The sequence below is a fragment of the Mycobacterium sp. NGS29 genome, from assembly GCF_059812965.1.
The window spans coordinates 23153-49992 of record NZ_JCALDR010000006.1 but is presented as its reverse complement, the minus strand read 5'-3'; the positions used below and the strand labels follow the sequence as shown (position 1 = coordinate 49992).

Here is a 26840-nt window from a genome sequence, read left to right as displayed (position 1 = left end):
CACCTCTGTAACTCCGGTGGTCACGGGCCGGTCACTTTCCGGTCACGCGCATCAGTCGCGCAACACGACAACGCGGCGCGAGGGCTCTACACCCTCACTCTCGCTGTGCACGCCCTCCACCGCGGCAACGGCATCGTGGACGATCTTGCGCTCGAACGGCGTCATCGGCGAGAGGGCTTCGCGCTCGCCCGTCTCGGCAACCCGTCGAGCCACCTTGTCGCCCAGGGCAGCCAGTTCCTCCCGGCGTCGACGACGCCAGCTCGCGATGTCGAGCATCAGCCGGCTGCGTACCCCGGTCTTCTGGTGTACCGCCAGTCGGGTCAGTTCCTGCAGCGCATCGAGCACCTCGCCGCCGCGACCCACCAACTTGTTCAGGTCGTTGCTGCCGTCGATGCTGACAACCGCGCGGTTGCCTTCGACGTCCAGGTCGATGTCGCCGTCGAAGTCCAGCAAGTCCAGCAGCTCTTCCAGATAGTCGCCGGCGATCTCACCTTCGGCGACCAGACGGTCTTCGAGATCGTCACCGTCCACGGCCGGAGCCGAACCGTCCGGGTCGCTCTCCTGGGTGTCGATATCGACTTCGGTGGTGTCCGCATCGGTCATAGCAATGTCTCCCCTCATCCACGGGTTGGGTAGTCGCGGTGCTCGCACCGCGGGGTGGTTCTCGAGCGTCCCGGCAGGCCGAACCGGCCGGTGCCGGGCGCTCGCTAACGTTTGCGTTTCTTCGGTCGCGCCCCCGGACGCGGCGTGCGTCCCGGGCGTTGGCCCGCCGAATTGGGTTTGTTCGCCTGAGCCGTCGAGGTCTGATCTTCTTCGCCGCTCGCTGCGCCGTCCGCTGCACCCGGGGACTCGGACCGATTCTCCGGTCCTTGGGATGCCCTACTCGTGCGGACCGGCTTGGCTCCCGGGGCCGGGGCGTTGGCAGCCCGCCGCTCAATGGCTTCCTGCTTTTTAGCTTCGTCCTCTTTCTCGATCATGCCGAACACGTAATGCTGCTGACCGAAGGTCCAGATGTTGTTGGCGAACCAGTACAGGATGATCGCCAGCGGCAGGAACGGACCGCCGACCACAACGCCGAGCGGGAACACGTACAGAGCCAGCTTGTTCATCATGGCGGTCTGGGGATTCGCCGCCGCCTCGGCGCTTTGTCGCGCCACCGAAGCCCGGCTGTTGAAGTAGGTGGCTACGCCGGCCAGGATCATCACCGGCGCACCTACCGCGATCACTGCCGGGCGGCTGAAGTGTTCGAAGGCTCCCAGGCCGCCCTGCTGGGTCATGGAGGCGCCGATCGGCGCACCGAACAGGTTGGCCTTGAGGAAGTTCTGCACGTCGAGCGCGGTGAAGACGTAGTTGCCGATCAACCGGTTCTGCTCGGGGGACATGCTCTGCAAACCGATGCCGCCGGTGGTCCGGTTGAACGAGCGCAACACGTGATACAGCCCAAGGAACACCGGCAGCTGGGCCAGCATCGGCAAGCAACCCAGGATGGGATTGAAGCCGTGCTCGCGTTGCAGCTTCTGCATCTCGATCGCCATCTTCTGGCGGTCCTTGCCGTACTTCTTCTGCAGGGCCTTGATCTGCGGTTGCAGCTCCTGCATTTGCCGCGTGGTCCGAATCTGCTTGACGAACGGCTTGTACAGCAGCGCACGCAATGTGAAGACCAGGAACATCACCGACAACGCCCAGGCGAAGAAGTTGTCCGGCCCCAGCACGAAAGCGAACGCTTTGTACCAGACCCACATAATCCACGACACCGGGTAGTAGACGAAGTCGAGGCTGAACCAATCAAACAAAAGTGTCACTCCCCCGTTGCGGTGCCGCGCGGTCGACGGCGGCGTCATCGAAGTCAGCCCGGCGCTCAGGGATCGGGTCCCATCCGCCCCGGTGCCAGGGTCCACACTTGGCGAGTCTGGCCACCGCCAGCCAGCTCCCGCGGAGCATGCCGTATTCGGCCAATGCCGCCACGGCGTACTGACTGCACGTCGGGATGAACCGGCACGTGGCCGGCCGCAGTGGCGACACCATGTGCCGGTAAAGCTGGATCACAGAGATCGTGGCACGCACCACGGGGTTGCCGATACTTGGTGTGCTCACCGCTCGGTTCCCGCCAATTCGAAAGCCCGGCGCAGGCCGCGGCGCAGTTGCTGCTCCAGCCAGGCCGACGACACGTGCCGGCTGCTGGGCAGGGCGCGGATCACCACCTGATCCAGCGGATGCAGACTCTCCAGCATCGGCCGCGCCACATGGCGCAGCCGCCGCGCCACCCGGTGCCGCTCGACTGCGGTGCCCACTCGCTTGGCCACGATCAGGCCGACTCTCGGAGCTTGGCATCGGGTTGGGTCGCCCAACGACTCGCTGCCTCTGCGCACATGGACGACGACGTCGGGCTGCACTGTGCGCATCCCGTACTTCACCGTCGCGTCAAACTCCGTCGACCGCCTCATGCGGTTGCGTGGAGAAAGCACCTGCTGGCAAACCCGATCTTGCGATCAGGCAGTAAGAGCGCGGCGACCCTTGCTGCGCCGGTTAGCGACGATGGCCCGCCCGGCACGGGTGCGCATCCGCAGCCGGAAACCATGTACGCGGGCTCGACGCCGATTGTTCGGCTGGAAGGTCCGCTTGCCCTTGGCCACGGCGTTCTCCTCGCTGTGTTTGGCATAACCATCCGCCCGCAGATGCTTTGCAGCCCGTTGGTCGGAGAGTGTCTCGCTAGCTGGCCGGCGCGGTCCCCGGGCATTGGGTCCGGGTCGCAGCCGTATCGCCGACTTTCGGGCGACTGTTTGAGGGTACTGATGCGGGTTCGCCTGGTCAAACCTCGCTCGCCCCAGCAGACCCAGCACCACCGGCATATCACCGCCGGTGGTGACGCGGCGTTCAGCGCCGAAAGATCCAGAACATCAAGAACGCCAGCGGAATACAACAGAACTGTTGGCAGCCGCAACGAAAACTGTTAGCTTCGCGGGGTGTCGTTTCCAAGCTGGGGCGAACTTGGAACGGCGTCGACAAAAAGTTTGGAGTCGACCATGAAGCGAGGATGGCGGATCGACTAGCTGACCGGACAGTCTTCATGATTGTCTTCCAGCACGGAGATCGCGGACCGTGGTTTATGCTGCGGCACGTAATCGACCGTCCTTTCCACACCTGTGGATAACTATGTGGACAGCTGTTCGTCGCCACCCCCCTCGACCGTCGGATCAGGAGATGCGTCGTTGACCGATGACCCGGGTTCCGGATTCGCCACAGTGTGGAACGCGGTCGTCTCCGAACTCAACGGTGACTCCGGTAACGGATCCGCTCCTGCCACTCCCCTGACACCCCAGCAACGGGCCTGGCTGAATCTGGTACGACCACTGACCATCGTCGAGGGATTCGCGCTGCTCTCGGTTCCCAGCGTGTTCGTCCAGAACGAGATCGAACGACACCTGCGGACCCAGATCACCGACGCACTCAGCCGTCGCCTCGGACAACAGATCCAACTCGGGGTCCGCATCGCCCCACCCACCGAGGACGACGGAGCGCTCGCACCCTCCGACGCGGGCCCGCCGCCCGGCACCGATGCCGACGACACCGATGCGCCCGCCGGCAACGCACAGAGTTGGCCCTCGTATTTCACCGAACGCCCGCACACCACCGACACCGCGGCCGCCGGCGGAACCAGCCTCAACCGGCGCTACACGTTCGACACCTTTGTCATCGGTTCGTCCAACCGATTCGCCCACGCCGCCACCCTGGCCATTGCCGAAGCGCCCGCGCGCGCCTACAACCCACTGTTCATCTGGGGTGAGTCCGGCCTGGGCAAGACCCACCTGCTGCACGCCGCCGGTAACTACGCGCAGCGGTTGTTCCCCGGCATGCGGGTCAAGTATGTCTCCACCGAGGAGTTCACCAACGACTTCATCAACTCGCTGCGCGACGACCGCAAGGTGTCGTTCAAACGCAGCTACCGGGATGTCGATGTGTTGCTCGTCGATGACATCCAGTTCATCGAAGGCAAGGACGGGATCCAGGAAGAGTTCTTCCACACCTTCAACACCCTGCACAACGCCAACAAGCAGATCGTCATCTCCTCCGACCGGCCCCCCAAACAGTTGGCCACCCTCGAAGACCGGCTGCGCACCCGGTTCGAGTGGGGACTGATCACCGATGTGCAACCCCCCGACCTGGAAACACGCATCGCGATCCTGCGCAAGAAAGCGCAAGTGGAGCGGCTGGCCGTGCCCGACGACGTCCTCGAACTGATCGCCAGCAGCATCGAACGCAATATCCGCGAACTCGAGGGAGCCCTGATCCGGGTCACCGCGTTCGCGTCGCTGAACAAGACACCCATCGACAAGGCCCTGGCCGAGATCGTGCTGCGCGACCTGATCGCCGACGCGAGCGGCATGCAGATCAGCGCGGCCACCATCATGGCGGCCACCGCTGAATACTTCGACACCACCGTCGAAGAACTACGCGGGCCCGGCAAGGCGCGCCCGCTGGCGCAATCGCGCCAGATCGCCATGTACCTGTGCCGCGAACTCACCGATCTCTCGCTGCCCAAGATCGGGCAGGCTTTCGGCCGCGATCACACCACGGTGATGTACGCGGAGAAGAAGATCCGCGGCGAGATGGCCCAGCGCCGCGAGATCTTCGACAACGTCAAAGAACTCACCACCCGGATCCGGCAGCGCTCCAAGCGCTGAGTTCTTGCGTCACCCCCGCGCAAATTTGGTGAAAAACTTTCTTCCCTCGAGTCACAGCTGCAACAGCCTGATGATGTGCGCAGGCTGTGCACAAACCCTGCGAGTTCGGCGTGCATCAGTGCGTCCTGAGTGCACAACCGTGGCTCATCCCCAGCCGTCCACCGCGTCCCGCACAGGCAGCGACCCGGTCATCCCCAGCCCCGTCTGGCCGCTAGCTGCGCGAAGCCCGGGTTGTCCCCAGATTCCACACGCCCTAATACTGTTATTGAAATCTCTTCATCATTTCTTCCTTGAAGTACACCCTTGGGGACAAGCCTCGTCCGGGGGCGTTGCGCGGCGGCCCGAGCTTGGTTTGCGGGGGTGCGCGATGAGCTTTCAAGTTCGCCCCAGAAGCTCTACGGTTGTTCTTCGACTGCTGTTGCGGTCGCCAGGGCGGATACCTGCCGCCGGCGGTCGTCACGGGGAGTCCCCAACGCCGGCGGGGGAGCTGGCCCACGGATTTGAGTTCACAGGTGTGAAGGGACGCAATGGACGCGGCTACAACACGTGCGGTCACCGATTTGAAGTTTCGGCTGGTCCGGGAGTCCTTCGCCGAAGCGGTGTCGTGGGTGGCGAGAAACCTGCCGTCACGGCCGACGGTGCCGGTGCTGTCCGGGGTGTTGCTGACCGGATCCGAGGATGGGCTCACCATCTCCGGATTCGACTACGAGGTCTCCGCCGAAGTACAGGTCGCTGCTGAAATCGCCTCCCCGGGAAGCGTTTTGGTGTCCGGGAAACTGTTGTCCGAAATCACCCGGGCGCTGCCCAACAAGCCGGTGGATTTCTACGTCGACGGCAACCGGGTCGCCTTGACCTGCGGTAGCGCTCGGTTTTCGTTGCCGACGATGGCGGTGGAGGATTACCCGACCCTGCCGACCCTGCCTGAGGAGACCGGGACGCTGCCGGCCGAGTTGTTCGCCGAGGCGATCGGCCAGGTCGCCATCGCTGCCGGCCGGGATGACACGCTGCCCATGCTCACCGGCATCCGGGTCGAGATCTCCGGTGAATCGGTGGTTTTGGCCGCAACCGACCGGTTTCGGCTGGCGGTCCGCGAGTTGACGTGGTCGGCGCTGTCCCCCGACATCGAGGCCTCGGTGCTGGTGCCGGCCAAGACTCTGGCCGAAGCCGCCAAGGCCGGCGCCGACGGTTCGGAAGTCCGGCTGTCGCTGGGTTCGGGATCCGGTGTCGGCAAAGAAGGCCTGCTCGGTATCAGCGGCAACGGCAAACGCAGTACCACCCGGTTGCTGGACGCCGAATTCCCGAAATTCCGGCAACTGCTACCGGCTGAACACAGCGCGGTGGCCACCATCAACGTCGCCGAGTTGACCGAAGCGATCAAGCTGGTGGCGCTGGTCGCCGAGCGCGGCGCACAGATCCGGATGGAATTCGCCGACGACATGCTGCGGCTGTCGGCCGGCGCCGACGACGTCGGACGTGCCGAGGAGGATCTGGCCGTCGACTACGCCGGGGAACCGCTGACCATCGCCTTCAACCCGACCTACCTGACCGACGGGCTGGGTTCGCTGCACTCCGAGCGGGTGTCGTTCGGGTTCACCACTCCGGGCAAACCGGCCTTGCTGCGTCCGGCCTCGGCCGACGATGCGGTGCCCAGCGGCAGTGGTCCGTTCCCCGCGGTACCGACGGATTACGTGTATCTGTTGATGCCGGTGCGGCTGCCGGGCTGATCGCCGGGACGCACACGTGTACGTCCGGCATCTGGGCTTGCGTGATTTCCGGTCCTGGGCACGGTTGGATCTCGAACTGGCGCCGGGGCGCACGGTATTCGTCGGTCGTAACGGCTTCGGGAAGACCAATGTGCTTGAGGCGCTGTGGTATTCGACCACGCTGGGATCCCATCGGGTCGGCACGGATGCGCCGCTGATCCGCGCGGGCGCCGAACGCGCCGTGGTATCCACCATCGTGGTGAACGAGGGTCGCGAATGCGCGGTGGACCTCGAGATCGTCGCGGGCCGCGCCAATAAGGCGCGGCTGAACCGGTCGCCGGTGCGCAGCACGCGCGAGATCGTCGGGGTGTTGCGGGCGGTGTTGTTCGCTCCCGAGGACCTGGCACTGGTGCGCGGCGACCCGGCGGACCGGCGCCGCTATCTCGACGAGTTGGCCACCGTGCGGCGGCCGATGATCGCGGGGGTGCGCGCCGACTACGACAAGGTGCTGCGGCAACGTAGCGCCTTGTTGAAATCGTTGTCCGGGGCCCGGTTTCGCGGTGATCGGGGTGCGCTGGATTCGCTGGAGGTGTGGGACGGCCGGCTGGCCGAAATCGGTGCCCAACTGATGGCGGCCCGGATCGATCTGGTGAATGAACTGACATCGCAGGTGCAGAAGGCCTATCAACTGTTGGCGCCCGAATCACGTTCGGCGGCAATCGGTTACCGCGCCAGCACGGATACGGTGGCGCCGCAGGCGGAGAGCGACTCATTGGAGTCGGTGCTGTTGGCCGCCCTGACCGCCCGCCGCGGCGCCGAACTGGAGCGGGGGGTGTGTCTGGTCGGCCCACACCGCGACGACCTGGAATTGCGGCTGGGCGAGCATCCCGCCAAAGGCTTTGCCAGCCATGGGGAATCCTGGTCTTTCGCGGTCGCGTTGCGGCTGGCCGCCTACGAACTGCTGCGCGCCGATGGCAGCGACCCGGTGTTGTTGCTCGACGACGTGTTCGCCGAACTGGACACCAAGCGGCGCCGGGCCTTGGCGACGGTGGCGGAGTCGGCCGAGCAGGTGCTGGTGACCGCGGCCGTACCTGAGGACATTCCCGCGGGCTGGGAGGCCGGCCGTGTGCACATCGAGTTACACGACAGCGACGCCGGTCCGGTCTCGGAGGTCACAGCATGAGCGATCAGGACGATGTCAACCAGCGCGGCCTGGACCTGGTTCGGCGAACGCTGGAAGAGGCGCGTGCGGCGGCCCGGGCGCGGGGACAGGACGCCGGCCGGGGCCGGGCGGCTCCCGTCGAGCCGCGCCGCCGGGTGGCCGGTTCACGGCGCCGATGGTCGGGACCGGGACCCGACGCGCGCGATCCCCAACCGTTGGGCCGGCTGACCAGCGAGCTCGCCAAGCAGCGAGGCTGGACCGCGCAGGTGGCCGAGGGAACCGTGTTCGGCCAGTGGAATTCGGTCGTCGGACATCAGATCGCCGACCATGCGAATCCGACGTCGTTGACCGACGGCGTGCTCAGTGTGACGGCGGAGTCGACGGCCTGGGCCACCCAACTGCGGCTGATGCAGGCCCAGCTGCTGGCCAAGATCGCGGCCGCTGTCGGCAACGGTGTGGTGACCTCGCTGAAGATCACCGGTCCGGCCACCCCGTCGTGGCGGAAAGGACGCCGCAGTTCCCCGGGCCGGGGACCCCGCGACACGTACGGATAAGCACCGTCCGGCGCTCGGGGGCGCTTTAAACGCCACCGTCTCAGAGCCGCCAGAAATTAGCGGACTGATATCTGGAACGTCAGGACGCGCCCACAACGACGAAACTGAGCGCACGGCGCAATCAGATGGGTAGAAACGCGGCCGCAAGATCGGTGCTGACAGTGCATCACGGTAGAGTGATAGACGACTTGCCGACGGTAACCAATATCGTCGCTGCGATCCCCAAGGAGAGCGTTCCGCACGTGGCTGCCCAGAAGAAGAAGGCACAAGACGAATACGGCGCTTCGGCGATCACCGTTCTGGAAGGGCTCGAGGCCGTCCGCAAACGCCCGGGCATGTATATCGGCTCCACCGGGGAGCGTGGTCTGCACCATCTCGTCTGGGAGGTGGTGGACAACTCCGTCGACGAGGCCATGGCCGGCTACGCCACCCAGGTCGATGTGAAGCTGCTCGACGACGGCAGCGTCGAGGTGGCCGACAACGGTCGCGGTATCCCGGTCGCCATGCACGCCACCGGTGCCCCGACCGTCGACGTCGTCATGACCCAGCTGCATGCCGGCGGCAAGTTCGGTGGAGAGAACAGCGGCTACAACGTCAGCGGCGGTCTGCACGGCGTCGGCGTCTCGGTGGTCAACGCACTGTCCACCCGGCTGGAAGTCGACATCAAGCGCGACGGTCACCAGTGGTCGCAGTATTACGAGCGGGCCGTGCCCGGCACCCTCAAACAGGGCGAAGCAACCCGCAAGACCGGTACCACCATCAGGTTCTGGGCCGACCCGGACATCTTCGAAACCACCCAGTACGACTTCGAGACAGTGGCCCGCCGTCTGCAGGAGATGGCATTCCTGAACAAGGGCCTGACGATCAACCTCACCGATGAGCGGGTGGAACAGGACGAAGTGGTCGACGAGGTGGTCAGCGACCACGCCGAAGCCCCCAAGTCCGCCGAGGAGAAAGCCGCCGAATCCAAGAGGCCGCACAAGGTCAAGCACCGCACCTTCCATTACCCCGGCGGGTTGGTGGATTTCGTCAAGCACATCAACCGCACCAAGAGCCCGATCCAGCAGAGCGTGATCGACTTCGACGGCAAAGGCACCGGCCACGAGGTCGAAATCGCCATGCAGTGGAACGGCGGCTATTCCGAATCGGTGCACACCTTCGCCAACACCATCAACACCCACGAGGGCGGCACGCACGAAGAGGGTTTCCGCAGCGCGCTGACGTCGGTGGTGAACAAGTACGCCAAAGACAAGAAGCTGCTGAAGGACAAAGACCCCAACCTCACCGGTGACGACATCCGCGAAGGCCTGGCCGCCGTCATCTCGGTGAAGGTCGCCGAGCCGCAGTTCGAGGGTCAGACCAAGACCAAGCTGGGCAACACCGAGGTCAAGTCGTTCGTGCAGAAGGTGTGTAACGAGCAGCTCACGCACTGGTTCGAGTCCAACCCGTCAGAAGCCAAAACCGTGGTGAACAAGGCGGTCTCCTCGGCGCAGGCCCGAATCGCGGCGCGCAAGGCCCGCGAGCTGGTGCGCCGCAAGAGCGCCACCGACCTCGGGGGGTTGCCCGGGAAGCTGGCCGACTGCCGCTCCACGGACCCGCGCAAGTCGGAACTGTATGTGGTGGAAGGTGACTCGGCCGGCGGCTCGGCCAAGAGCGGCCGGGACTCGATGTTTCAGGCGATCCTGCCGTTGCGCGGCAAGATCATCAACGTCGAGAAGGCCCGCATCGACCGGGTGTTGAAGAACACCGAAGTTCAGGCCATCATCACCGCGCTCGGCACCGGTATCCACGACGAGTTCGACATCGCCAAGCTGCGGTACCACAAGATCGTGCTGATGGCCGACGCTGACGTTGACGGACAACACATTTCGACGTTGTTGTTGACGCTGCTGTTCCGGTTCATGAGGCCGCTGCTCGAACACGGCCATGTGTTCCTCGCGCAGCCGCCGCTCTACAAACTGAAGTGGCAGCGCAGCGAACCCGAATTCGCTTACTCCGACCGGGAACGCGACGGCCTGCTGGAGGCCGGCCAGAAGGCCGGGAAGAAGATCAACAAAGAAGACGGCATTCAGCGCTACAAGGGTCTGGGCGAGATGGACGCTAAGGAGTTGTGGGAAACCACGATGGATCCCTCGGTGCGGGTATTGCGCCAGGTCACCCTCGATGACGCCGCCGCCGCCGACGAGTTGTTCTCCATCCTGATGGGCGAGGACGTCGAGGCCCGGCGCAGCTTCATCACCCGTAACGCCAAAGACGTTCGCTTCCTTGACGTTTGATCCCCAGTCCGCCTTCGATACAACGAGGAATAGATGACTGACACGACGCTGCCGCCCGGCGACGACTCGGTGGACCGGATCGAACCGGTCGACATCCAGCAGGAGATGCAGCGCAGCTACATCGACTACGCGATGAGCGTGATCGTCGGCCGCGCGCTGCCCGAAGTGCGCGACGGCCTCAAGCCGGTGCACCGCCGGGTGCTCTACGCGATGTATGACTCCGGATTCCGTCCCGACCGCAGCCACGCCAAATCGGCTCGCTCGGTGGCCGAGACGATGGGTAACTACCACCCGCACGGCGACGCCTCGATCTACGACACGTTGGTGCGGATGGCGCAGCCGTGGTCGCTGCGGTACCCGTTGGTCGACGGGCAGGGCAACTTCGGATCGCCGGGCAACGATCCGCCGGCGGCAATGAGGTATTGCGTCACCGGGGACACGTTGATCGGACTGCCCGAGGGCCGCTCCATCCCCATCGCAGAGGTGGTTCCGGGCGCTGAAGCCAACAGCGACAACGCCATTGACCTGAAAGTGCTTGACCGGCACGGCCTGCCGGTCTCTGCAGACAGGTTGTTCCATTCGGGTGAACACCCCACGTTCCGGGTCCGCACGAACGGCGGTCACGAGTTAACCGGCACGGCCAATCACCCGCTGCTGTGCCTGGTGAACATCGGACCGGTGCCCACGTTGTTGTGGAAGCTCATCGAAGAGATTGCGCCGGGTGACTGTGTGGTCCTCAGCACCGAGGGTGGGGGTCGTGAACCCAGCACGCCGACGATGGGCTGCCTATCCCCCACGGTCGACGAGGTGCCGGGACTTGCCGAATTCCTGCAGGCCGACGTAGATGACGCGGATGCCGCGGCCATTGCATCCGAACTCACCGACGGCCGTTTCCACTACGCACGAGTCGCATCCGTTACCGACGCCGGCGTGCAACCGGTCTACAGCCTGCGGGTCGACACCGAAGACCACGCGTTCCTGACCAACGGCTTCATCAGTCACAACACCGAAGCACGGCTGACCCCCCTGGCCATGGAGATGCTGCGCGAAATCGACGAGGAGACAGTCGATTTCATCCCGAACTACGACGGCCGGGTGCAGGAACCCACGGTGCTGCCCAGCCGGTTCCCCAACCTGCTGGCCAACGGCTCGGGCGGCATCGCGGTGGGCATGGCCACCAACATCCCGCCGCACAACCTGCGCGAACTCGCCGAAGCGGTGTTCTGGTGCCTGGACAACCACGACGCCGACGAAGAGGCGACGCTGGACGCGGTCATGGAGCGCGTCAAGGGACCGGACTTTCCCACCTCCGGTCTGATCGTCGGATCACAGGGAATCTCTGACGCGTACAAGACCGGCCGCGGTTCGGTCAAAATGCGCGGAGTCGTTGAGGTAGAAGAGGATTCGCGCGGCCGGACCTCGCTGGTGATTACCGAGCTGCCTTATCAGGTCAACCACGACAACTTCATCACCTCGATCGCCGAGCAGGTCCGCGACGGCCGGCTGGCCGGAATCTCCAACATCGAGGACCAGTCCAGCGACCGCGTCGGGCTGCGCATCGTCATCGAACTCAAGCGCGATGCGGTGGCCAAGGTGGTGCTCAACAACCTCTACAAGCACACCCAGCTGCAGACCAGCTTCGGTGCCAACATGCTGTCGATCGTCGACGGGGTGCCGCGCACCCTGCGGCTGGACCAGATGATCCGCTACTACGTCGCGCACCAGCTCGACGTGATCGTCCGGCGCACCACCTACCGACTGCGAAAAGCCAACGAGCGGGCCCACATTCTGCGCGGTCTGGTCAAAGCCCTCGACGCTCTGGACGAGGTCATCGCGCTGATCCGGGCATCGGAAACCGTGGACGTCGCCCGCACCGGGTTGATCGAACTGCTCGACATCGACGAGATCCAGGCGCAGGCGATCCTGGACATGCAGCTGCGCCGGCTTGCCGCCCTGGAACGTCAACGCATCGTCGACGACCTGGCCAAGATCGAAGCCGAAATCGCTGACCTGGAAGACATTCTCGCCAAACCGGAACGGCAGCGCGGCATCGTGCGCGACGAACTCGGCGAGATCGTGGACAAGCACGGCGACGACCGTCGTACCCGGATCATCGCCGCCGACGGTGAGGTCAGCGACGAAGATCTGATCGCCCGCGAGGACGTCGTCGTCACCATCACCGAAACCGGTTACGCCAAGCGCACCAAGACCGATCTGTACCGCAGCCAGAAACGCGGTGGCAAAGGCGTGCAGGGTGCCGGGCTCAAGCAGGACGACATCGTGCGGCACTTTTTCGTCTGCTCCACCCACGACTGGATCCTGTTCTTCACCACCCAGGGGCGGGTGTACCGGGCCAAGGCCTATGAGTTACCGGAGGCGTTGCGGACCGCGCGCGGTCAGCACGTCGCCAACCTGCTGGCCTTCCAGCCCGAAGAACGCATCGCCCAGGTCATCCAGATCAAGAGCTACGAGGACGCGCCGTACCTGGTGCTGGCCACCCGTAACGGGCTGGTGAAGAAATCCAAACTGACCGACTTCGACTCCAACCGGTCCGGCGGGATCGTGGCGGTCAACCTGCGCGACGGCGACGAGCTCGTCGGCGCGGTGCTGTGCTCCTCGGATGACGACCTGCTGCTGGTGTCGGCCAACGGCCAATCCATCCGGTTCTCGGCGACCGACGAGGCGCTGCGGCCGATGGGCCGCGCCACCTCAGGGGTGCAGGGTATGCGGTTCAACGCCGACGACCGGCTGCTCTCGCTGAACGTCGTGCACGAAGGCACCTACCTGTTGGTCGCCACCTCGGGCGGCTACGCCAAGCGGACCGGCATCGAGGAGTATCCGGTACAGGGGCGCGGCGGCAAGGGTGTGCTGACGGTCATGTACGACCGGCGGCGCGGCCGACTGGTCGGGGCGCTGATCGTCGACGACGAGAGCGAGCTCTACGCGATCACCTCCGGCGGCGGTGTCATCCGCACCACCGCCCGGCAGGTCCGTAAGGCCGGACGGCAGACCAAGGGCGTCCGGCTGATGAACCTGGGTGAGGGCGACACGCTGTTGGCCATCGCCCGCAACGCCGAAGCCGGCGTCGAGGCCGAGGTCGAGGGCGAAGAGGGGCCGGTCAGCTAGCCGGGCATAGACTCGGCTACTTGAGCACACATGTGAGGAGTCGGGGTGAGTTCACCGAACGAGCCGGGCGGCGCCCCCAGTCCGGGCGACCAGCCGAACGGGGATGGCTCAACCGAACGGGCCGGTGCGCACCGAGCCGCGACCGGGTCCGGCCGCATCCCGGATGCGGGCGACGCGCCGCCGTGGCAGCGCGGAGCGGCGCGGACGTCATCGCAGTCGGGACCGCGTCCAGCGGCAGACCCACCCACCGAAGTGCGGCCGCCCAGCAGCTCCGAAGCGCGGCTGAATCGTTTCATCTCCGGCGGGTCGGGTCCGACCACCGGCTCACCGCCGGAGGCGCCAGCTGTGCGTAGCGACAACACCCCTGCAGAGGCATATGCCAGCGAACTGCCCGATCTGTCCGGGCCGATTCCGCGGGCCACCCCGCGCAAGTCCACTCCCGAGCGGAGCTCGGACACCTCGTCGGGAACAACCCGGTCCAGCAGCGAAGGCCGCGAATCGCGGGAGTCGCGGGTGGCGGTCGGGTCCCGGCGGGCCCGCGGGCCGGTGCGGGCCAGCATGCAGATCCGTCGCATCGACCCGTGGAGCACATTGAAGGTGTCGCTGCTGCTGTCGGTGGCGCTGTTCTTCGTCTGGATGATCGCGGTCGCGTTCCTGTACCTGGTGCTCGGCGGCATGGGCGTGTGGGCCAAGCTGAACAGCAACGTCGGCGATCTGCTGAACAACACCAGCGGCAGCAGCGGTGAGCTCGTCTCCAGCGGCACCATCTTCGGCGGCGCCGTCCTGATCGGTTTGGTCAACATCGTGCTGATGACCGCGATGTCCACCATCGCCGCGTTCGTTTACAACCTCACCACCGATCTGATCGGTGGTATCGAAGTGACGCTGGCGGATCGGGACTAGCTGGCCTGTTTTGGGTGTCGGGTGGCCGGTGCGGTAATCTCGTCGCTCGGCCGTATGCGCAGTACGGGCCTATAGCTCAGGCGGTTAGAGCGCTTCGCTGATAACGAAGAGGTCGGAGGTTCGAGTCCTCCTAGGCCCACGACCATGGGTTCGTCAAGACGTCGGGTGAAGTTCGCGCTGGCGGCGGCCGCCGCGGCCGGCGCGGCTGCCGTGTTCCGTGCGCGGCGCGACGTCGAAGTCTGGCACGTGGCGCCCGATCCGACCTCTGATGACGCACCCGATCACCACGAGGGGCCTTAGCTCAGTTGGTAGAGCACCGCCTTTGCAAGGCGGGTGTCAGGGGTTCGATTCCCCTAGGCTCCACACACTGGCCGTGACCATCGCCGGCCATGCGAGGCAGGCGTCAGCGGTTGAGCGGACTGTAGAACACCAGCCCGTTGCCCTTGTTGTCGTAGACCACGGCACGCCGCTCGTGCGCGTCGTCGTGGGGGCCCTGCACGATGCCACCGCCGGCAGCTTCCACCGCCTTGGCCGCGGCGTCGACGTCAGCGGTCTTGATCCCGACGACAACCTGGCCCGGAATCGGATGGTCCACCGCGGTCGCCAACGCCAGCGTCACCGAGCCACCGTCCAGCGCCGCGAAGTGGGCTCCGTCGCGAAACTTCAACGCCATCCCCAGCGTCTCGGTGTAGAACCGGATCGACTCGTCGAGATCGTCGGTCGCCAAGATGATCATTCGTACGTCGTGCCCGGTCATCGGTGACTCCCTGCGCGCGCGGAGGTGAAACCCACCTGCCTAGGGACGCTGTTGCACATCGACGCTGGGCGGCAACGGCGACGGATCCGGACGCGTCGAGCGGCGCACGATGCTGAACGCGACCCCACCGGCGGCCAGCACCGCCACCCCGGCGGCACCCGCGATCACCCAGGGCTTCTTGCTGCGGCGCTGGGTGCGGCGGGCATCCTGCAGCAACTGCGGCAGGTTGGCGACCACTTCCTGGGCGGCGGCCAGCTCCTGGCCGATCGTCTCCTGGGCGGCGGCGAGCTCGCGGGCCAGGCGGCCCTCCCGGTAGCGGCGCCGGAGCTCCGTGGCCGTCGAGCGCGCACCTTGGGCTCCGAGGCCGACGACGCCGCGGGTGACGTCGACCGGTCCCACCGTCGAGTAGGTCAGGCCCCGGGTGAGTCGCTCGCGCGGAGTCAACCGGGCATCCACCGTCACACTCATCTGCCGCCTTTCGCCGTGCCGCTCGGATCCTACGAGTCCTATCAGGTACCACGCCGTCGAGCTAGTACCTGACCTCAAACGGATGCAGGTGCACCGGCTGCGGGCCGGATGCGGTGTGGTGGCAGACTGTGATCCCGTGACCAACCCGATTCAGACCGCCACCGCCACGCTGCACACCAACCGGGGAGACGTCAAGGTCGCCCTGTTCGGCAACCACGCGCCCAAGACCGTCGCCAACTTCGTCGGGCTTGCGCAGGGCACCAAGGAGTACTCGACGCAGAACGCCTCCGGCGGCCCGTCGGGCCCGTTCTACGACGGCGCGGTCTTCCACCGGGTGATCAAGGGCTTCATGATCCAGGGCGGCGACCCGACCGGCACCGGCCGTGGCGGTCCGGGCTACAAGTTTGCCGACGAGTTCCACCCCGAGTTGCAGTTCGACCGGCCGTACCTGCTGGCGATGGCCAACGCCGGGCCGGGCACCAACGGCTCACAGTTCTTCATCACGGTGGGCCCGACCCCGCACCTGAACCGTCGCCACACGATTTACGGCGAGGTCATCGACCCCGAGTCGCAGCGCGTCGTCGACACCATCGCCACCACGGCGACCGACGGCAACGACCGCCCGCTGGAACCGGTCGTCATCGAATCCATCACCATTTCCTGACCAGTCCCCCGCCGAGCAGACGCAAAAGCCCCTAATTTCGTGCCGAAATGGGGGCTTTTGCGTCTGCTCGGCACTAAGGGTGACCCGCCCAGCCGGCGTCGGTGAGGGCGTCGAGCACGTCCAAAGGGTCGGTGCCCAGGTCCCAGCGCGACAGCACAATCAGTCCCCCGCCGACCGTCTCGATCTCCAGCAGCCGCACCCGCCGCCTGTGTCGGCGGAATTCGGTAATCCGGATGATGTCGATCGCGTCGCGGCGCAACAGCTGCGTGCGCAACCAGCCGCGCAACACCAGCGCTTCGTCGGTGATAGCCAGCTTGGGACGGGCCCGCCACGACGCGCCGGCAAACACGAGCAGACCCAGCGCGGCAATCCCGGCGATGAAGCGCCCGGGCGGGTCTGTGACCAGCGTCACAGCGGCGATAGCCAACATCATGCCGCCGACGCCGCAAGCTGCGATTCCGGCGGTGGGCGGCGACCATTCAGTTTGCTGCATGCGTTATCGGAGCCCTCTCACCACCATGGATACGATTAATCCACAGCAGCTATCAACAGTGGGGATGAATCACACGCGTGTGATTGGGTAACGGCGGGGTTGCTAGCTCGCTAACAAGACCGACATATCACCCCGCCATTACCCCTGAGTCAACGCTCAGTGCCAGCGCATCGTGAGCAACAGCCCGGTGATCATGAAAGCGAACGCGATGGCGTAGTTCCACGGACCGAGTTCGGCCATCCAGTGCAGCGCGGCCGGAGCCTGCGGACCGTAAGCCGCCAACTGGAACACCATCAACCAAACCAGCCCCACCAGCATGAGCCCGATGAACAGCGCGACGAACCAGACGCTGGACGGCCCCACCTTCACCTTCACCGGCGTACGGCTCACCGCGCTGACGGTGAAGTCGTTCTTCTTGCGGACCTTGGACTTGGGCATTTACTACCTCTGGTGTCAAACGAGCAGGGCAGGTGCAACGATGCGGAACAGGTGCAACGATTACGGTTGCAGCGCGGAGCTTGGGTACGACCTTAACTCAAGGCGATCCGCGACCACCCACCGCGAACCGCGATCAGGAGCCGGAGACACACCGTTGACCGAACAGGGATCCGATCAGCGCCGCTCGCTGTGGCACTTCGGTGTCCCGGTGGTGTGTCTGCTGGCCGGGCTGCTGCTGGCCGCGACGCACGGGGTGTCCGGGGGTGCGGAAATCCGTCGTAGCGACGCGCCGCGGCTGGTGGACCTGGTCCGTGAAACCCGGTCCTCGGTGAGTCAACTGGACGCCGAACGCGAAGCGCTGAGCCGCAAGCTCGACGCCGCACACGGCCGGTCGTCGGACACCGCACTACGCGCGATGTTGCAACGGGCCGCCGAACTGGCCGGCGAGGCCGACATGAACCCGGTGCGCGGCCCCGCCCTGGTAGTGGTCCTCAACGACGCGCAGCGCGATGCCAACGGCCGGTTCCCGCGGGACGCCACCCCGGACGACCTCGTCGTGCACCAGCAGGACATCGACGGGGTGCTCAATGCGATGTGGAGTGCCGGCGCGGAAGCCATCCAGATGCAGGACCAACGCATCATCGCCACGTCGGTGGTCCGCTGCGTGGGCAACACCCTGCTGCTCAACGGTCGCACCTACAGCCCGCCCTATTCCATCACCGCCATCGGCAACGCCGCCGCCATGCAGGCGGCGCTGGCCGCCGCTCCACTGGTGACCCTCTACAAGCAGTACGTGGTCCGGTTCGGACTCGGGTACCGCGAGGAAGTCAAGGCCGACGTCCAGATCGCCGGCCATTCCGAGCCGGTGCGGCTGCACTATGCGCAGCCGATGGGCCCGATCGGCTACTGACAACAGCACCGCACCTGGGCGGTAACCTGTCACGGTGCAGATCCTGGTCGTCGACAACTACGACAGCTTTGTGTTCAACCTGGTCCAGTATCTGGGCCAGCTGGGCGTCGAGGCCGCCGTGTGGCGCAACGACGACGCGCGCCTGGCCGATGCGAACGCCGTCGCCACCCAGTTCGACGGTGTGCTGCTCAGCCCGGGGCCGGGGACACCCGAGCGCGCGGGCGCCTCGATCAGCCTGGTCCGCGCGTGCGCCGAGTCCAGCACGCCCCTGCTCGGGGTGTGCCTGGGGCACCAGGCCATCGGGGTGGCGTTCGGTGCCACCGTCGACCGCGCACCCGAGTTGCTGCATGGCAAGACCAGCAGTGTGCTGCACACCAATGCCGGTGTGCTGCAAGGACTTCCGGATCCGTTCACGGCCACCCGGTATCACTCGCTGACCATCCTGCCGGAGTCGCTGCCAGCCGAGTTGGAGGCCATCGCGCACACCCGCAGCGGGGTGATCATGGCAGTGCGGCACACCGGTCTGCCCATCCACGGCGTCCAGTTCCACCCGGAGTCGATCCTGACCGAAGGCGGTCACCGGATGCTGGCGAACTGGCTCGCCTACTGCGGCTGGGTGCGCGACGACACGTTGGTACGTCGCTTGGAGAACGAAGTCTCTACCGCGGTGCGGCCGCACTTCCCGGTCGAACCGTCCACCCGGCCGGCCGGAGTCACTGACCGAACTTCAGCGTGATCACGCCGTCCCGATTGACGCCGCTGCCGGCCGACGGGCTCTGAACCACGATCTTGTTGTGCAGCGGACCACCGGCGTCGACGTCGGGCCCCTTGTCCAGCACCCCGGTCCACCCCAGTGCACGCAACCGAGGCTCGGCATCCGTCCAGAACATGCCGGACAGATCCGGCATCACGAACTGATTGCCCTTGGATACCTGCAGTTCGATCACCGAGTCGACGGGGACCGTGGTGCCTGCCGGCGGATTGGTGGAGATGACGTCGCCGGCGGTGCGCGTGCTGTCCACCAACGCCTGACTGAACTTCGAAAAGCCGTACACGCTGAGGTTCTTCTGCGCCATCTCCAACGTCTGGCCCGCGACGTCGGGGATCTGCTTGGTCTCTGGACCCGAACCGATGATGATCGTGATCACGTTGGTGATCGCCGACGTCTGATTCGCCGGCGGGTTGGTCCCGATGACCTTGCCGGCCTGCTCCGCAGCGGACGGCGCCTTGGCTTCCTTGAACTTGCTGAAACCCGCGGCGGTGAGCTTCTTGACCGCTTCGGCGTAGGTCAGCGACGACACGTCGGGCAGCTCGCGCTGCTCGGGACCGGTGGAGACGTTGATGGTGATTTCGTCGCCCGCGCCCACCGAGGCGTTAGCGATCGGGTCGGTGCCTATGACGTGGTCGGGCAGGATCGTCGAGTCGGGTTTCTGCTGGGTGCGCGTCTTGAAACCCTTGTTCTGCAGCGCGGCGATCGCGTCCGCCGACGCTTGGCCGCGCACGTCGGGAACCTGGACGTTGCGGGGATTGCCACCGAAAGTGTTGATCGCGATGGTGACCACGATCGTGAGCACCGCCAGTACCGCCACCGCGGCCACCCAGCGACCCACCGACCCCGCACCCCGGTTGTCGGATTCGTCGAAGTTCTGCCGGGGCAGCGGGTCGGTCCGCGGTCCGGTGTGGCTGGGACCTGAGTAGGACATATATGCCTTGCGCTCGGCGCCGGTCAGCACCTTGGGAGCTTCAGGGGCCTCGCCGTTGTGCACCCGGACCAGGTCGGCCCGCATCTCGGCGGCCGTCTGATACCGGTTCTCCGGGTTCTTGGCCAAGGCTTTGAGCACGACGGCGTCGAGGTCGGCGGAAACTCCTTCGTGCCGTTCCGAGGGCGGCACCGGATCTTCGCGGACGTGCTGGTAGGCCACCGAGACCGGTGAGTCACCGGTGAAAGGTGGCTCCCCGGTGAGCATTTCGTAGAGCACACAGCCCAGCGAATACACATCGGAGCGGGCGTCCACCGGGTCGCCGCGGGCCTGCTCGGGCGACAGGTACTGCGCGGTCCCTATCACCGCGGCGGTCTGGGTGACGCTGTTGCCGCCGTCGGCGATTGCCCGGGCGATGCCGAAGTCCATCACCTTCACCGCGTTGTTGGCGGAACTGATCATGATGTTCGCCGGCTTGACGTCGCGGTGGATGATGCCGTTCTGGTGGCTGAAGTTCAGCGCCTGGCAGGCGTCGGCGATCACCTCGATGGCCCGCTTGGGCGTCATCGGGCCTTCGGTGTGCACGATGTCGCGCAGGGTCACGCCGTCGACGTACTCCATCACGATGTACGGCAACGGTCCGGCCGGTGTCTCTGCCTCGCCGGTGTCGTACACCGCGACGATCGCCGGATGGTTGAGCGCGGCGGCATTCTGCGCTTCACGCCGGAACCGCAGGTAGAAGCTGGGGTCGCGAGCGAGGTCGGCGCGCAACACTTTGACCGCGACGTCGCGGTGCAACCGCAGGTCGCGGGCGAGGTGAACCTCGGACATACCTCCGAAGCCGAGGATGTCGCCCAGTTCGTAACGGTCGGACAGATGCTGAGGGGTTGTCATCCTGGGGTCCCGAATTGAGCCGGCATCCCAGGGATACCCGTTTCCCCACTGTCAGTCCAATGACTGACCGACGCGCTTCCGGTGTTGTTCACCGTCGGCGGCACCTGTTGCTGCTGTGCGGTGTCGTTCTTCGAAATGACGATCAGCACCGCGATGATGATCGCCAGCGCGCCGAGTACCCCGGCCGCCCACAGCAGCGCCCGCTGGCCGGAGGAGAACGTCCGCCGGGCCGGCGGCGGCCGGCGACCCGAGGCGGCCTGCGAGCGGCGTGGCGCGGCGGTGCGGCTGGTGGAGGACGCGGGCGCGATCCGCGCCGGGGCGGCCGACGGGACCGCCGCCGGGGCGGCCCGGCCGGCCGGTGGAGACGCGCTGGGTCGGGGTGGTCGCCGGCCGGCTCGCACCGCGGCCACCGCGTCGGCGAACGGTCCCCCGCTGCGGTAGCGCTGGCTGGGATTCTTCACCAGGGTGATCTCGATCAGCTCGCGCACATTGGGCGGCAGATCATTGGGCAACGGCGGCGGCGGCTCCTTGATGTGCTTCATCGCCACGGTCAGCGCACCGTCCCCGGTGAACGGCCTTTTGCCCGAAACCACTTCGTAGCCAACAACTCCCAGCGCGTAGACGTCACTGGCCGGTGTCGCGTCGTGGCCCAGGGCCTGCTCGGGCGCGATGTACTGGGCGGTGCCCATCACCATGCCGGTCTGGGTGACCGGTGCGGCGTCGACGGCCTTGGCGATACCGAAGTCGGTGATCTTCACCTGACCGGTAGGGGTGATCAGGATGTTGCCCGGCTTGACGTCACGGTGCACCAGACCGTTGGTGTGCGCGATCTGCAGCGCGCGGCCGGTCTGCTCAAGCATGTCCAGGGCGTGCCGCAGCGAGAGGCGGCCGGTGCGTTTGAGCACCGAGTTCAACGGTTCACCGTTGACCAGCTCCATGACCAGGTAGGCGGTGCGGCCTTCGCCGTCCAGCTGGCTTTCGCCGTAGTCGTGCACCTGGGCGATACCGGGATGGTTGAGCATCGCAGTGGTGCGGGCCTCGGAGCGGAACCGTTCGATGAACTCCGGGTCCTGTGAGAATTCCTGCTTGAGCACCTTCACGGCGACGCGCCGACCCAGGCGGCTGTCCACCGCTTCCCAAACCTGGCCCATGCCGCCGGTGGCGATGAGCCGCTGCAGGCGGTAACGACCCGACAGCGTCACCCCGACGCGCGGACTCATGGTCCCCCCTGCAACGCAGCTTCGATCACTGCCCGTCCGATCGGCGCGGCGACCGCGCCGCCGGTCGCGGACAGGCGATCACCCCCGTTTTCCACCAGCACCGCCACGGCAATCTTTGGCGCCTGCGCGGGCGCGAAGGCGATGTACCACGCGTGCGGTGGCGTGTTCCGCGGGTCGGAGCCGTGCTCCGCGGTGCCCGTCTTCGATGCGATCTGCACGCCGGGGATGGCCCCTTTCTGCTGTGCGACTTTCTCGGCGCCGACCATCAGCTCTGCCAGCTTAGCGGCGACCTGCGGCGAAACTGCGCGGCGCTGCTGATATGGCGCAGTGCTGCTGATGTTGGCCAGGTCGGGTCCCTTGAGGCTTTCTACCAGGTAGGGCCGCATCAAAATGCCGCCGTTGGCGATCGCCGCGGCAACCTCGGCGTTCTGCAACGGTGTGAGCGCGACGTCCTTCTGCCCGATGCTGGTCATGCCCAGCGCGGCACCATCGGCGATGGGGCCCACGGTCGATTCGGCCACCTGCAGCGGGATCGGCGCCGGGGTGTCGTCCAGGCCGAACGCCCGGGACACGCTGCGCATCGCCTCGGCGCCGGTGAGCAGTCCGAGCTGGACGAAGGCGGTGTTGCAGGACTTGGCGAACGCCTCGTTCAGCGGCACGGTCTGACCTGGCCCACACGGGGTGCCGTCGTAGTTCTCCAACGTGGCGGTGCTGTTGGGCAACGGAATTTTGGCCGCTGCCGTCAGCGGCGCGGTCTCACTGGTGCCGGCGGCCAGGGCCGCGGCGGTGGTGATCACCTTGAACGTGGAACCGGGCGGGTATGTCTCCGAGATCGCCCGGTTGACCAGCGGATTGTCGGCGCTGTCCCGGAGGCGCTGCCAGGCTTGCGCCTGGATGTCGGGATTGTGCGACGCCAGCAGGTTCGGGTCGTAAGACGGTGCGGACACCAGGGCCAGGATCTTGCCAGTCGAGGGTTCCAGCGCGACGACGGCGCCCTTGCACGGGGAGCCGCTGCAGCCTTGCCGCATCGCGTCCCAGGCGGCCTGCTGCACACGCGGGTTGATGGTGGTGTCCACGTTGCCGCCGCGCGGGTCGCGACCGGTGAAGAAGTCAGCCAACCGCCGGCCGAACAACCGTTCGTCGGACCCGTTGAGCAGCGGATCCTCGGCCCGTTCGAGGCCGGCGCTGGAATAGCGCAGCGAGTAGAAGCCGGTGACGGGCGCGTACACCTCGGGGTTGGGGTACACCCGCAGGAAACGGAACCGGCTGTCGGTGGCGACCGAATACGCCAGCAATTGGCCGCCCGCGATGATCTGGCCCCGCTGGCGCGAGTATTCGTCGAGCAGCACACGCTGATTGCGCGGGTCGGCCCGCAACCCGTCGGCGGTGAAGACCTGCGTCATCGTGGCGTTGAGCAACAACAGCACGATCAGCGCCATCACGGTCACCGAAATCCGGCGCAGCGAGGTGTTCATACGCGCTCGATGACCTCGGTGCTGGCCGCCGCGATCGGCGACTTCTTGCGGGGACGGGTGCGCACCGGACGCCGGGCGCCGTCGGAGATGCGGGCCAAGATGGCCAGCAGCACATAGTTGGCCAGCAGCGACGACCCGCCGTAGGACATCCAGGGCGTGGTCAATCCGGTCAACGGAATCAGCTTGGTGACCCCGCCGACCACGATGAACAGCTGAATCGCCAGCGTCGAGGCCAGACCGGCGGCCAGCAGCTTGCCGAAGCTGTCACGAGTGGCGATCGCGGTGCGCATGCCGCGGATGATGACGATGGTGAAGAGCATCAAAATGCTGGCCAGGCCCACCAGACCCAACTCCTCGCCGAACGCGGCGATGATGAAGTCGGTGGACGCCGCGGGCACGGTGTCGGGCTGGCCGTTGCCCAGACCGGTGCCGAAGATCCCACCGGTGGCGAAACTGAACAGCGCCTGCACCATCTGGTAGCCGTCCCCGTCGGGATCGGCGAACGGGTCCAGCCAGGTCTGGACCCGCACCTGGACGTGGCTGAACGAGTAGTAGGCGACCACACTGCCGAGCGCGAACAACACCAGCCCGAGCACCACCCAGCTGAACCGTTGCGTCGCCAGGTAGACGAGCACCAGAAAAGACGAGTACAGCAGCAGCGAGGTGCCCAGATCCTTTTCGAAGACCATCACGCCCACCGAGATCGCCCACGCGGCCAGCAGTGGGGCCAGGTCGCGGGGGCGCGGCAGGTTCATCCCCATCACGTGCTTGCCGGCGCTGGTGAACAGGCTGCGTTTGGCGACCAATACCGCGGCGAAGAAGATCAACAGCAAAATCTTGGAGAACTCGGCGGGCTGGATGGAGAAGCCGGGCAGCCGGATCCAGATCTTGGCACCGTTCTGCTCGGACAGCGACTTGGGCAGCAGCGCGGGAATGACCAGGAAGACCAGACCCGTCAGGCCGCAGATGTAGCCGTAGCGGGCCAGTTGGCGGTAGTCCTTGAGAAGCGCCACCACCAGCGCGAACGCCACGACACCGAGCAGGGTCCACAGCATCTGCTGATTGGCGCTGGGGTGACCGTGCCGGCCCACCTCTTTATCCACCAGGTCCAGGCGGTGGATCATCACCAGACCCAGGCCGTTGAGCAGCGCGACCACCGGCAGTAGCAGCGGATCGGTGAACGGCGCGAAACGCCGGAGAACCAGGTGGGCGAAGATGAACAGCGTCAGGAAGCCCAACCCGTAGCTGACCAGGTCCCAGTGCACGCCGCGCTCCTGGTTGGTCTCCACGATCACCAACGCGGCGACGGTGATCACCGTGGCGAACACCAGCAGCAGCAACTCGGAGTTGCGCCGGGTCGGCAGCGGAGGAGTCACCGCAACCGGTGCGGGCAATTCCGTTGTGGTCATGCCGCTGCCCGGCAGTCCACGCCTGGTGTTTGAGAGGGTTGCTGGGTTTCCGTTGCCGGCGGAGACGGCGGGGCGGGCGCTACCGGGGTGGTGCTGGACGAAGGCAGCGAGCTCTGCGCCGGCGTGGTCGGAGTCGTCGACGGGGCCGTGGAGCTGGTGGCCGGCGGCGTCGAGCCGTTGCCGGGTTCGGGGGTGCCCCTGCTGTTGGTGGACGGGGCTGTTGGCTCTGTCGACGACGTGCGCTGCTGCGGGCACTCCGGCATCAGCTGCTTGGACAGGTCGCGCAGCTTCTGGCGAGCACCGTCCAGCGAGTCGGCCAGAATCCCGTCCTGCACCGATTTCCGGGCAGACGGATAGAGGTACTCCAGCTTCACCGGCCGGCACTGCTGTCCGGCGGGAGCCTCGGAGATCTCGTTGCCTTTCAAGCAGCTCGACGAGTGCGTGTCGTGCAGGGAGATACCCAGCAGCGATCCCTGGACCCCCCGCATGATGACCACCGTGCCGTTGTCATTGGCGACGTAGTAGTTGTTGCCGATGATGAGCTTGGCGATGAACACGCCGGCCAGCAGCACCAGCACCGCCAGCACGGCGGCCAGAATGATCCGGCGCCGCGGCCAGCGCGGCTTGCTCGGCGGTTCTGCTTGCGGCGCAACGCGTTTGGTGACCTCTTTGCGGGGTCGGATCGCTGATGCGCGGCCGGCCGCGGTGTTGGGGAGCGTCAGCTGGTCCTCGTCGCTGTCGCCGGACACCGCGCCGGCCAGGATCGGCTGGGTCTGGCCGAACTCGTCGTCCACGACGTCGGCGACCACCACCGTGACGTTGTCGGGCCCCCCGCCGCGCAGCGCGAGTTCGATCAACCGGTAAGCGCTTTCGGCGACATCGGCGATCTGCAGTGCTTCGGCGATGGTCTCGTTGCTGACCGGGTCGGACAGACCGTCCGAGCACAGCAGGTAGCGGTCACCGGCGCGGGCTTCGCGCATCGTCAGGGTCGGCTCCACCTCGTGACCGGTCAGCGCCCGCATGATCAGCGACCGTTGCGGGTGGCTGTGGGCCTCCTCAGCGGTGATGCGTCCTTCGTCGACCAGGGTCTGCACGAACGTGTCGTCTTTGGTGATCTGCGTCAGTTCGCCGTCCCGGAACAGGTAGCCGCGCGAGTCACCGATGTGGGCCAGTCCGAGACGGTCCCCGGCGAACAGGATCGCGGTGAGGGTGGTCCCCATCCCTTCCAGATCGGGTTCCATCTCGACCTGCGCGGCGATCGCGGAGTTGCCCTCGCGAACCGCGGCGTCGAGCTTGGCCAGCAGATCGCCGCCGGGCTCGTCGTAGTCCAGTGGCGCCAGCGCGCCGATCACCAGTTGCGACGCCACCTCGCCGGCGGCGTGCCCGCCCATGCCGTCGGCCAGGGCCAACAACCGTGCACCGGCATACACCGAGTCCTCGTTGTTGGACCGCACCAGGCCGCGATCGCTGCGGGCCGCATAGCGCAATACCAGCGTCACGGGCGCAGCTCGATCGCCGTCTTGCCGATCCGAACCGGCGTACCTATGGGAACTCGTACCGCAGTCGTCACCTTCGCCCTGTCAAGGTAAGTGCCGTTCGTCGACCCTAAATCTTCCACATACCATTCCGAACCGCGTTGAGACAGCCTGGCGTGCCGCGTCGACGCGTAGTCGTCAGTCAACACCAGGGTCGAATCGTCCGCGCGTCCGATCAACACCGGCTGTCCGCTGAGGGTGATCCGGGCACCGGTCAGCGCGCCCTCCGTCACGACCAGGTAGCGCGCGGAGTCGCGCCGATGCCGCGGGGACAGCAGACTGCCCCGCAACGCCAGCCCGCGCCGCACCATGACCGCTCCGGTGGGGGCGTAGATATCGGTGCGCAGGATCCGCAGCACCGACCAGATGAACAGCCATAACAACATCAGGAAGCCGGCACGCGACAGCTGCAGTACCAACCCCTGCATCTGACGGTCCTTTCCGTGCCGGCATTGCCCACCCCCTGCCCGC

26 protein-coding genes and 2 tRNA genes are annotated in these 26840 nt (G+C 66.2%); 13 read left to right on the top strand and 15 right to left on the bottom strand.

Going from position 1 to position 26840, the window contains the following annotated elements; all coding sequences use genetic code 11:
• Window positions 1-51: 51 nt before the first annotated feature.
• The 5 genes from AC5Y5Z_RS10400 to rpmH all read right to left on the bottom strand — a co-directional run bounded on the left by AC5Y5Z_RS10400 (window position 52) and on the right by rpmH (window position 2633).
• On the bottom strand, window positions 52-603 hold the full coding sequence (locus AC5Y5Z_RS10400; RefSeq protein WP_463826274.1) for a Jag family protein: 552 nt from the start codon (window positions 601-603) through the stop codon (window positions 52-54).
• Between the two features lie 104 nt (window positions 604-707).
• Window positions 708-1802 (bottom strand): membrane protein insertase YidC, encoded by a 1095-nt coding sequence (yidC, locus tag AC5Y5Z_RS10395; protein ID WP_463826430.1) that lies wholly within the window; start codon window positions 1800-1802, stop codon window positions 708-710.
• Entirely contained in the window at window positions 1786-2094 is a 309-nt protein-coding gene (gene yidD, locus AC5Y5Z_RS10390) for a membrane protein insertion efficiency factor YidD (protein WP_463826275.1), read from the bottom strand. The genes yidC and yidD overlap by 17 nt, the downstream gene beginning before the upstream one ends.
• Window positions 2091-2465 carry a ribonuclease P protein component gene (gene rnpA / locus AC5Y5Z_RS10385; RefSeq protein ID WP_463826276.1) on the bottom strand — a complete coding sequence of 125 codons (375 nt, stop codon included), beginning with the start codon at window positions 2463-2465 and terminating at the stop codon, window positions 2091-2093. The genes yidD and rnpA overlap by 4 nt, the downstream gene beginning before the upstream one ends.
• Before the next feature lie 24 nt (window positions 2466-2489).
• The gene (rpmH, locus tag AC5Y5Z_RS10380; protein WP_003898363.1) at window positions 2490-2633 is read right to left on the bottom strand and encodes a 50S ribosomal protein L34; all 144 of its coding nucleotides are present in this window, start codon (window positions 2631-2633) and stop codon (window positions 2490-2492) included.
• A gap of 576 nt (window positions 2634-3209) precedes the next feature.
• Between rpmH and dnaA the strand changes: the two genes are divergently transcribed.
• The 10 genes from dnaA to AC5Y5Z_RS10330 all read left to right on the top strand — a co-directional run bounded on the left by dnaA (window position 3210) and on the right by AC5Y5Z_RS10330 (window position 14769).
• Complete coding sequence (gene dnaA, locus AC5Y5Z_RS10375) at window positions 3210-4682, top strand: chromosomal replication initiator protein DnaA (RefSeq protein ID WP_499925012.1); 1473 nt, start codon at window positions 3210-3212, stop codon at window positions 4680-4682.
• A 527-nt stretch (window positions 4683-5209) separates the two neighbouring features.
• The gene (dnaN, locus tag AC5Y5Z_RS10370) at window positions 5210-6406 is read left to right on the top strand and encodes a DNA polymerase III subunit beta (protein WP_463826278.1); all 1197 of its coding nucleotides are present in this window, start codon (window positions 5210-5212) and stop codon (window positions 6404-6406) included.
• 16 nt (window positions 6407-6422) lie between these two features.
• A complete protein-coding gene (recF, locus tag AC5Y5Z_RS10365) occupies window positions 6423-7568 on the top strand; it encodes a DNA replication/repair protein RecF (protein WP_499925010.1) in 1146 nt (381 codons plus the stop codon).
• On the top strand, window positions 7565-8101 hold the full coding sequence (locus tag AC5Y5Z_RS10360; protein WP_499925008.1) for a DUF721 family protein: 537 nt from the start codon (window positions 7565-7567) through the stop codon (window positions 8099-8101). The genes recF and AC5Y5Z_RS10360 overlap by 4 nt, the downstream gene beginning before the upstream one ends.
• Window positions 8102-8343: 242 nt before the next feature.
• A complete protein-coding gene (gene gyrB / locus AC5Y5Z_RS10355) occupies window positions 8344-10377 on the top strand; it encodes a DNA topoisomerase (ATP-hydrolyzing) subunit B (protein ID WP_463826281.1) in 2034 nt (677 codons plus the stop codon).
• Window positions 10378-10410: 33 nt separating this feature from the next.
• Complete coding sequence (gene gyrA / locus AC5Y5Z_RS10350) at window positions 10411-13503, top strand: intein-containing DNA gyrase subunit A (protein WP_499925006.1); 3093 nt, start codon at window positions 10411-10413, stop codon at window positions 13501-13503.
• Window positions 13504-13548: 45 nt separating this feature from the next.
• Window positions 13549-14406, top strand: a complete 858-nt coding sequence (locus AC5Y5Z_RS10345; protein WP_463826283.1) for a DUF3566 domain-containing protein — start codon at window positions 13549-13551, stop codon at window positions 14404-14406.
• Window positions 14407-14471: 65 nt separating this feature from the next.
• Window positions 14472-14545: transfer RNA gene (locus AC5Y5Z_RS10340), tRNA-Ile, on the top strand.
• Window positions 14546-14550: 5 nt separating this feature from the next.
• Window positions 14551-14706: a hypothetical protein gene (locus AC5Y5Z_RS10335; RefSeq protein WP_473138697.1), complete on the top strand. Its 156-nt coding sequence runs from the start codon at window positions 14551-14553 to the stop codon at window positions 14704-14706.
• Window positions 14697-14769, top strand: a tRNA-Ala gene (locus tag AC5Y5Z_RS10330). Before AC5Y5Z_RS10335 ends, AC5Y5Z_RS10330 begins: the two co-directional genes overlap by 10 nt.
• A gap of 40 nt (window positions 14770-14809) precedes the next feature.
• Here the strand turns inward: AC5Y5Z_RS10330 and AC5Y5Z_RS10325 are convergent.
• On the bottom strand, window positions 14810-15163 hold the full coding sequence (locus tag AC5Y5Z_RS10325; RefSeq protein WP_473138698.1) for a VOC family protein: 354 nt from the start codon (window positions 15161-15163) through the stop codon (window positions 14810-14812).
• Window positions 15164-15202: 39 nt separating this feature from the next.
• A complete protein-coding gene (cwsA, locus tag AC5Y5Z_RS10320) occupies window positions 15203-15631 on the bottom strand; it encodes a cell wall synthesis protein CwsA (RefSeq protein ID WP_463826285.1) in 429 nt (142 codons plus the stop codon).
• Window positions 15632-15749: 118 nt separating this feature from the next.
• On the opposite strand from cwsA, the gene AC5Y5Z_RS10315 reads away from it, so the two are divergent.
• Complete coding sequence (locus AC5Y5Z_RS10315; protein WP_463826431.1) at window positions 15750-16295, top strand: peptidylprolyl isomerase; 546 nt, start codon at window positions 15750-15752, stop codon at window positions 16293-16295.
• A gap of 73 nt (window positions 16296-16368) precedes the next feature.
• On the opposite strand, the gene AC5Y5Z_RS10310 is transcribed toward AC5Y5Z_RS10315, so the two are convergent.
• Both AC5Y5Z_RS10310 and crgA read right to left on the bottom strand, forming a co-directional pair.
• Complete coding sequence (locus AC5Y5Z_RS10310; RefSeq protein ID WP_499925003.1) at window positions 16369-16788, bottom strand: PH domain-containing protein; 420 nt, start codon at window positions 16786-16788, stop codon at window positions 16369-16371.
• Between the two features lie 156 nt (window positions 16789-16944).
• A complete protein-coding gene (crgA, locus tag AC5Y5Z_RS10305; protein WP_418013974.1) occupies window positions 16945-17226 on the bottom strand; it encodes a cell division protein CrgA in 282 nt (93 codons plus the stop codon).
• 154 nt (window positions 17227-17380) lie between these two features.
• Between crgA and AC5Y5Z_RS10300 the strand changes: the two genes are divergently transcribed.
• On the top strand, window positions 17381-18136 hold the full coding sequence (locus AC5Y5Z_RS10300) for a DUF881 domain-containing protein (protein WP_473138701.1): 756 nt from the start codon (window positions 17381-17383) through the stop codon (window positions 18134-18136).
• A 34-nt stretch (window positions 18137-18170) separates the two neighbouring features.
• Window positions 18171-18872 (top strand): aminodeoxychorismate/anthranilate synthase component II, encoded by a 702-nt coding sequence (locus AC5Y5Z_RS10295; protein WP_463826288.1) that lies wholly within the window; start codon window positions 18171-18173, stop codon window positions 18870-18872.
• Here the strand turns inward: AC5Y5Z_RS10295 and pknB are convergent.
• Genes pknB through AC5Y5Z_RS10265 form a run of 6 tightly spaced genes read right to left on the bottom strand, consistent with a single transcriptional unit; the run spans window position 18850 to window position 26797 of the window.
• Window positions 18850-20730, bottom strand: coding sequence for a Stk1 family PASTA domain-containing Ser/Thr kinase (pknB, locus tag AC5Y5Z_RS10290; RefSeq protein ID WP_463826289.1), 1881 nt, complete (start codon window positions 20728-20730; stop codon window positions 18850-18852). The two genes, AC5Y5Z_RS10295 and pknB, sit on opposite strands and share 23 nt — an antisense overlap.
• Window positions 20727-21950: a serine/threonine-protein kinase gene (locus AC5Y5Z_RS10285; RefSeq protein WP_473138703.1), complete on the bottom strand. Its 1224-nt coding sequence runs from the start codon at window positions 21948-21950 to the stop codon at window positions 20727-20729. Before AC5Y5Z_RS10285 ends, pknB begins: the two co-directional genes overlap by 4 nt.
• Entirely contained in the window at window positions 21947-23425 is a 1479-nt protein-coding gene (gene pbpA, locus AC5Y5Z_RS10280) for a D,D-transpeptidase PbpA (protein ID WP_463826291.1), read from the bottom strand. The genes AC5Y5Z_RS10285 and pbpA overlap by 4 nt, the downstream gene beginning before the upstream one ends.
• On the bottom strand, window positions 23422-24834 hold the full coding sequence (locus tag AC5Y5Z_RS10275) for an FtsW/RodA/SpoVE family cell cycle protein (protein WP_463826292.1): 1413 nt from the start codon (window positions 24832-24834) through the stop codon (window positions 23422-23424). The genes pbpA and AC5Y5Z_RS10275 overlap by 4 nt, the downstream gene beginning before the upstream one ends.
• Window positions 24831-26333: a PP2C family protein-serine/threonine phosphatase gene (locus AC5Y5Z_RS10270; protein ID WP_499924999.1), complete on the bottom strand. Its 1503-nt coding sequence runs from the start codon at window positions 26331-26333 to the stop codon at window positions 24831-24833. Before AC5Y5Z_RS10270 ends, AC5Y5Z_RS10275 begins: the two co-directional genes overlap by 4 nt.
• On the bottom strand, window positions 26330-26797 hold the full coding sequence (locus AC5Y5Z_RS10265) for an FHA domain-containing protein FhaB/FipA (protein WP_499924997.1): 468 nt from the start codon (window positions 26795-26797) through the stop codon (window positions 26330-26332). Before AC5Y5Z_RS10265 ends, AC5Y5Z_RS10270 begins: the two co-directional genes overlap by 4 nt.
• Window positions 26798-26840: the final 43 nt, after the last annotated feature.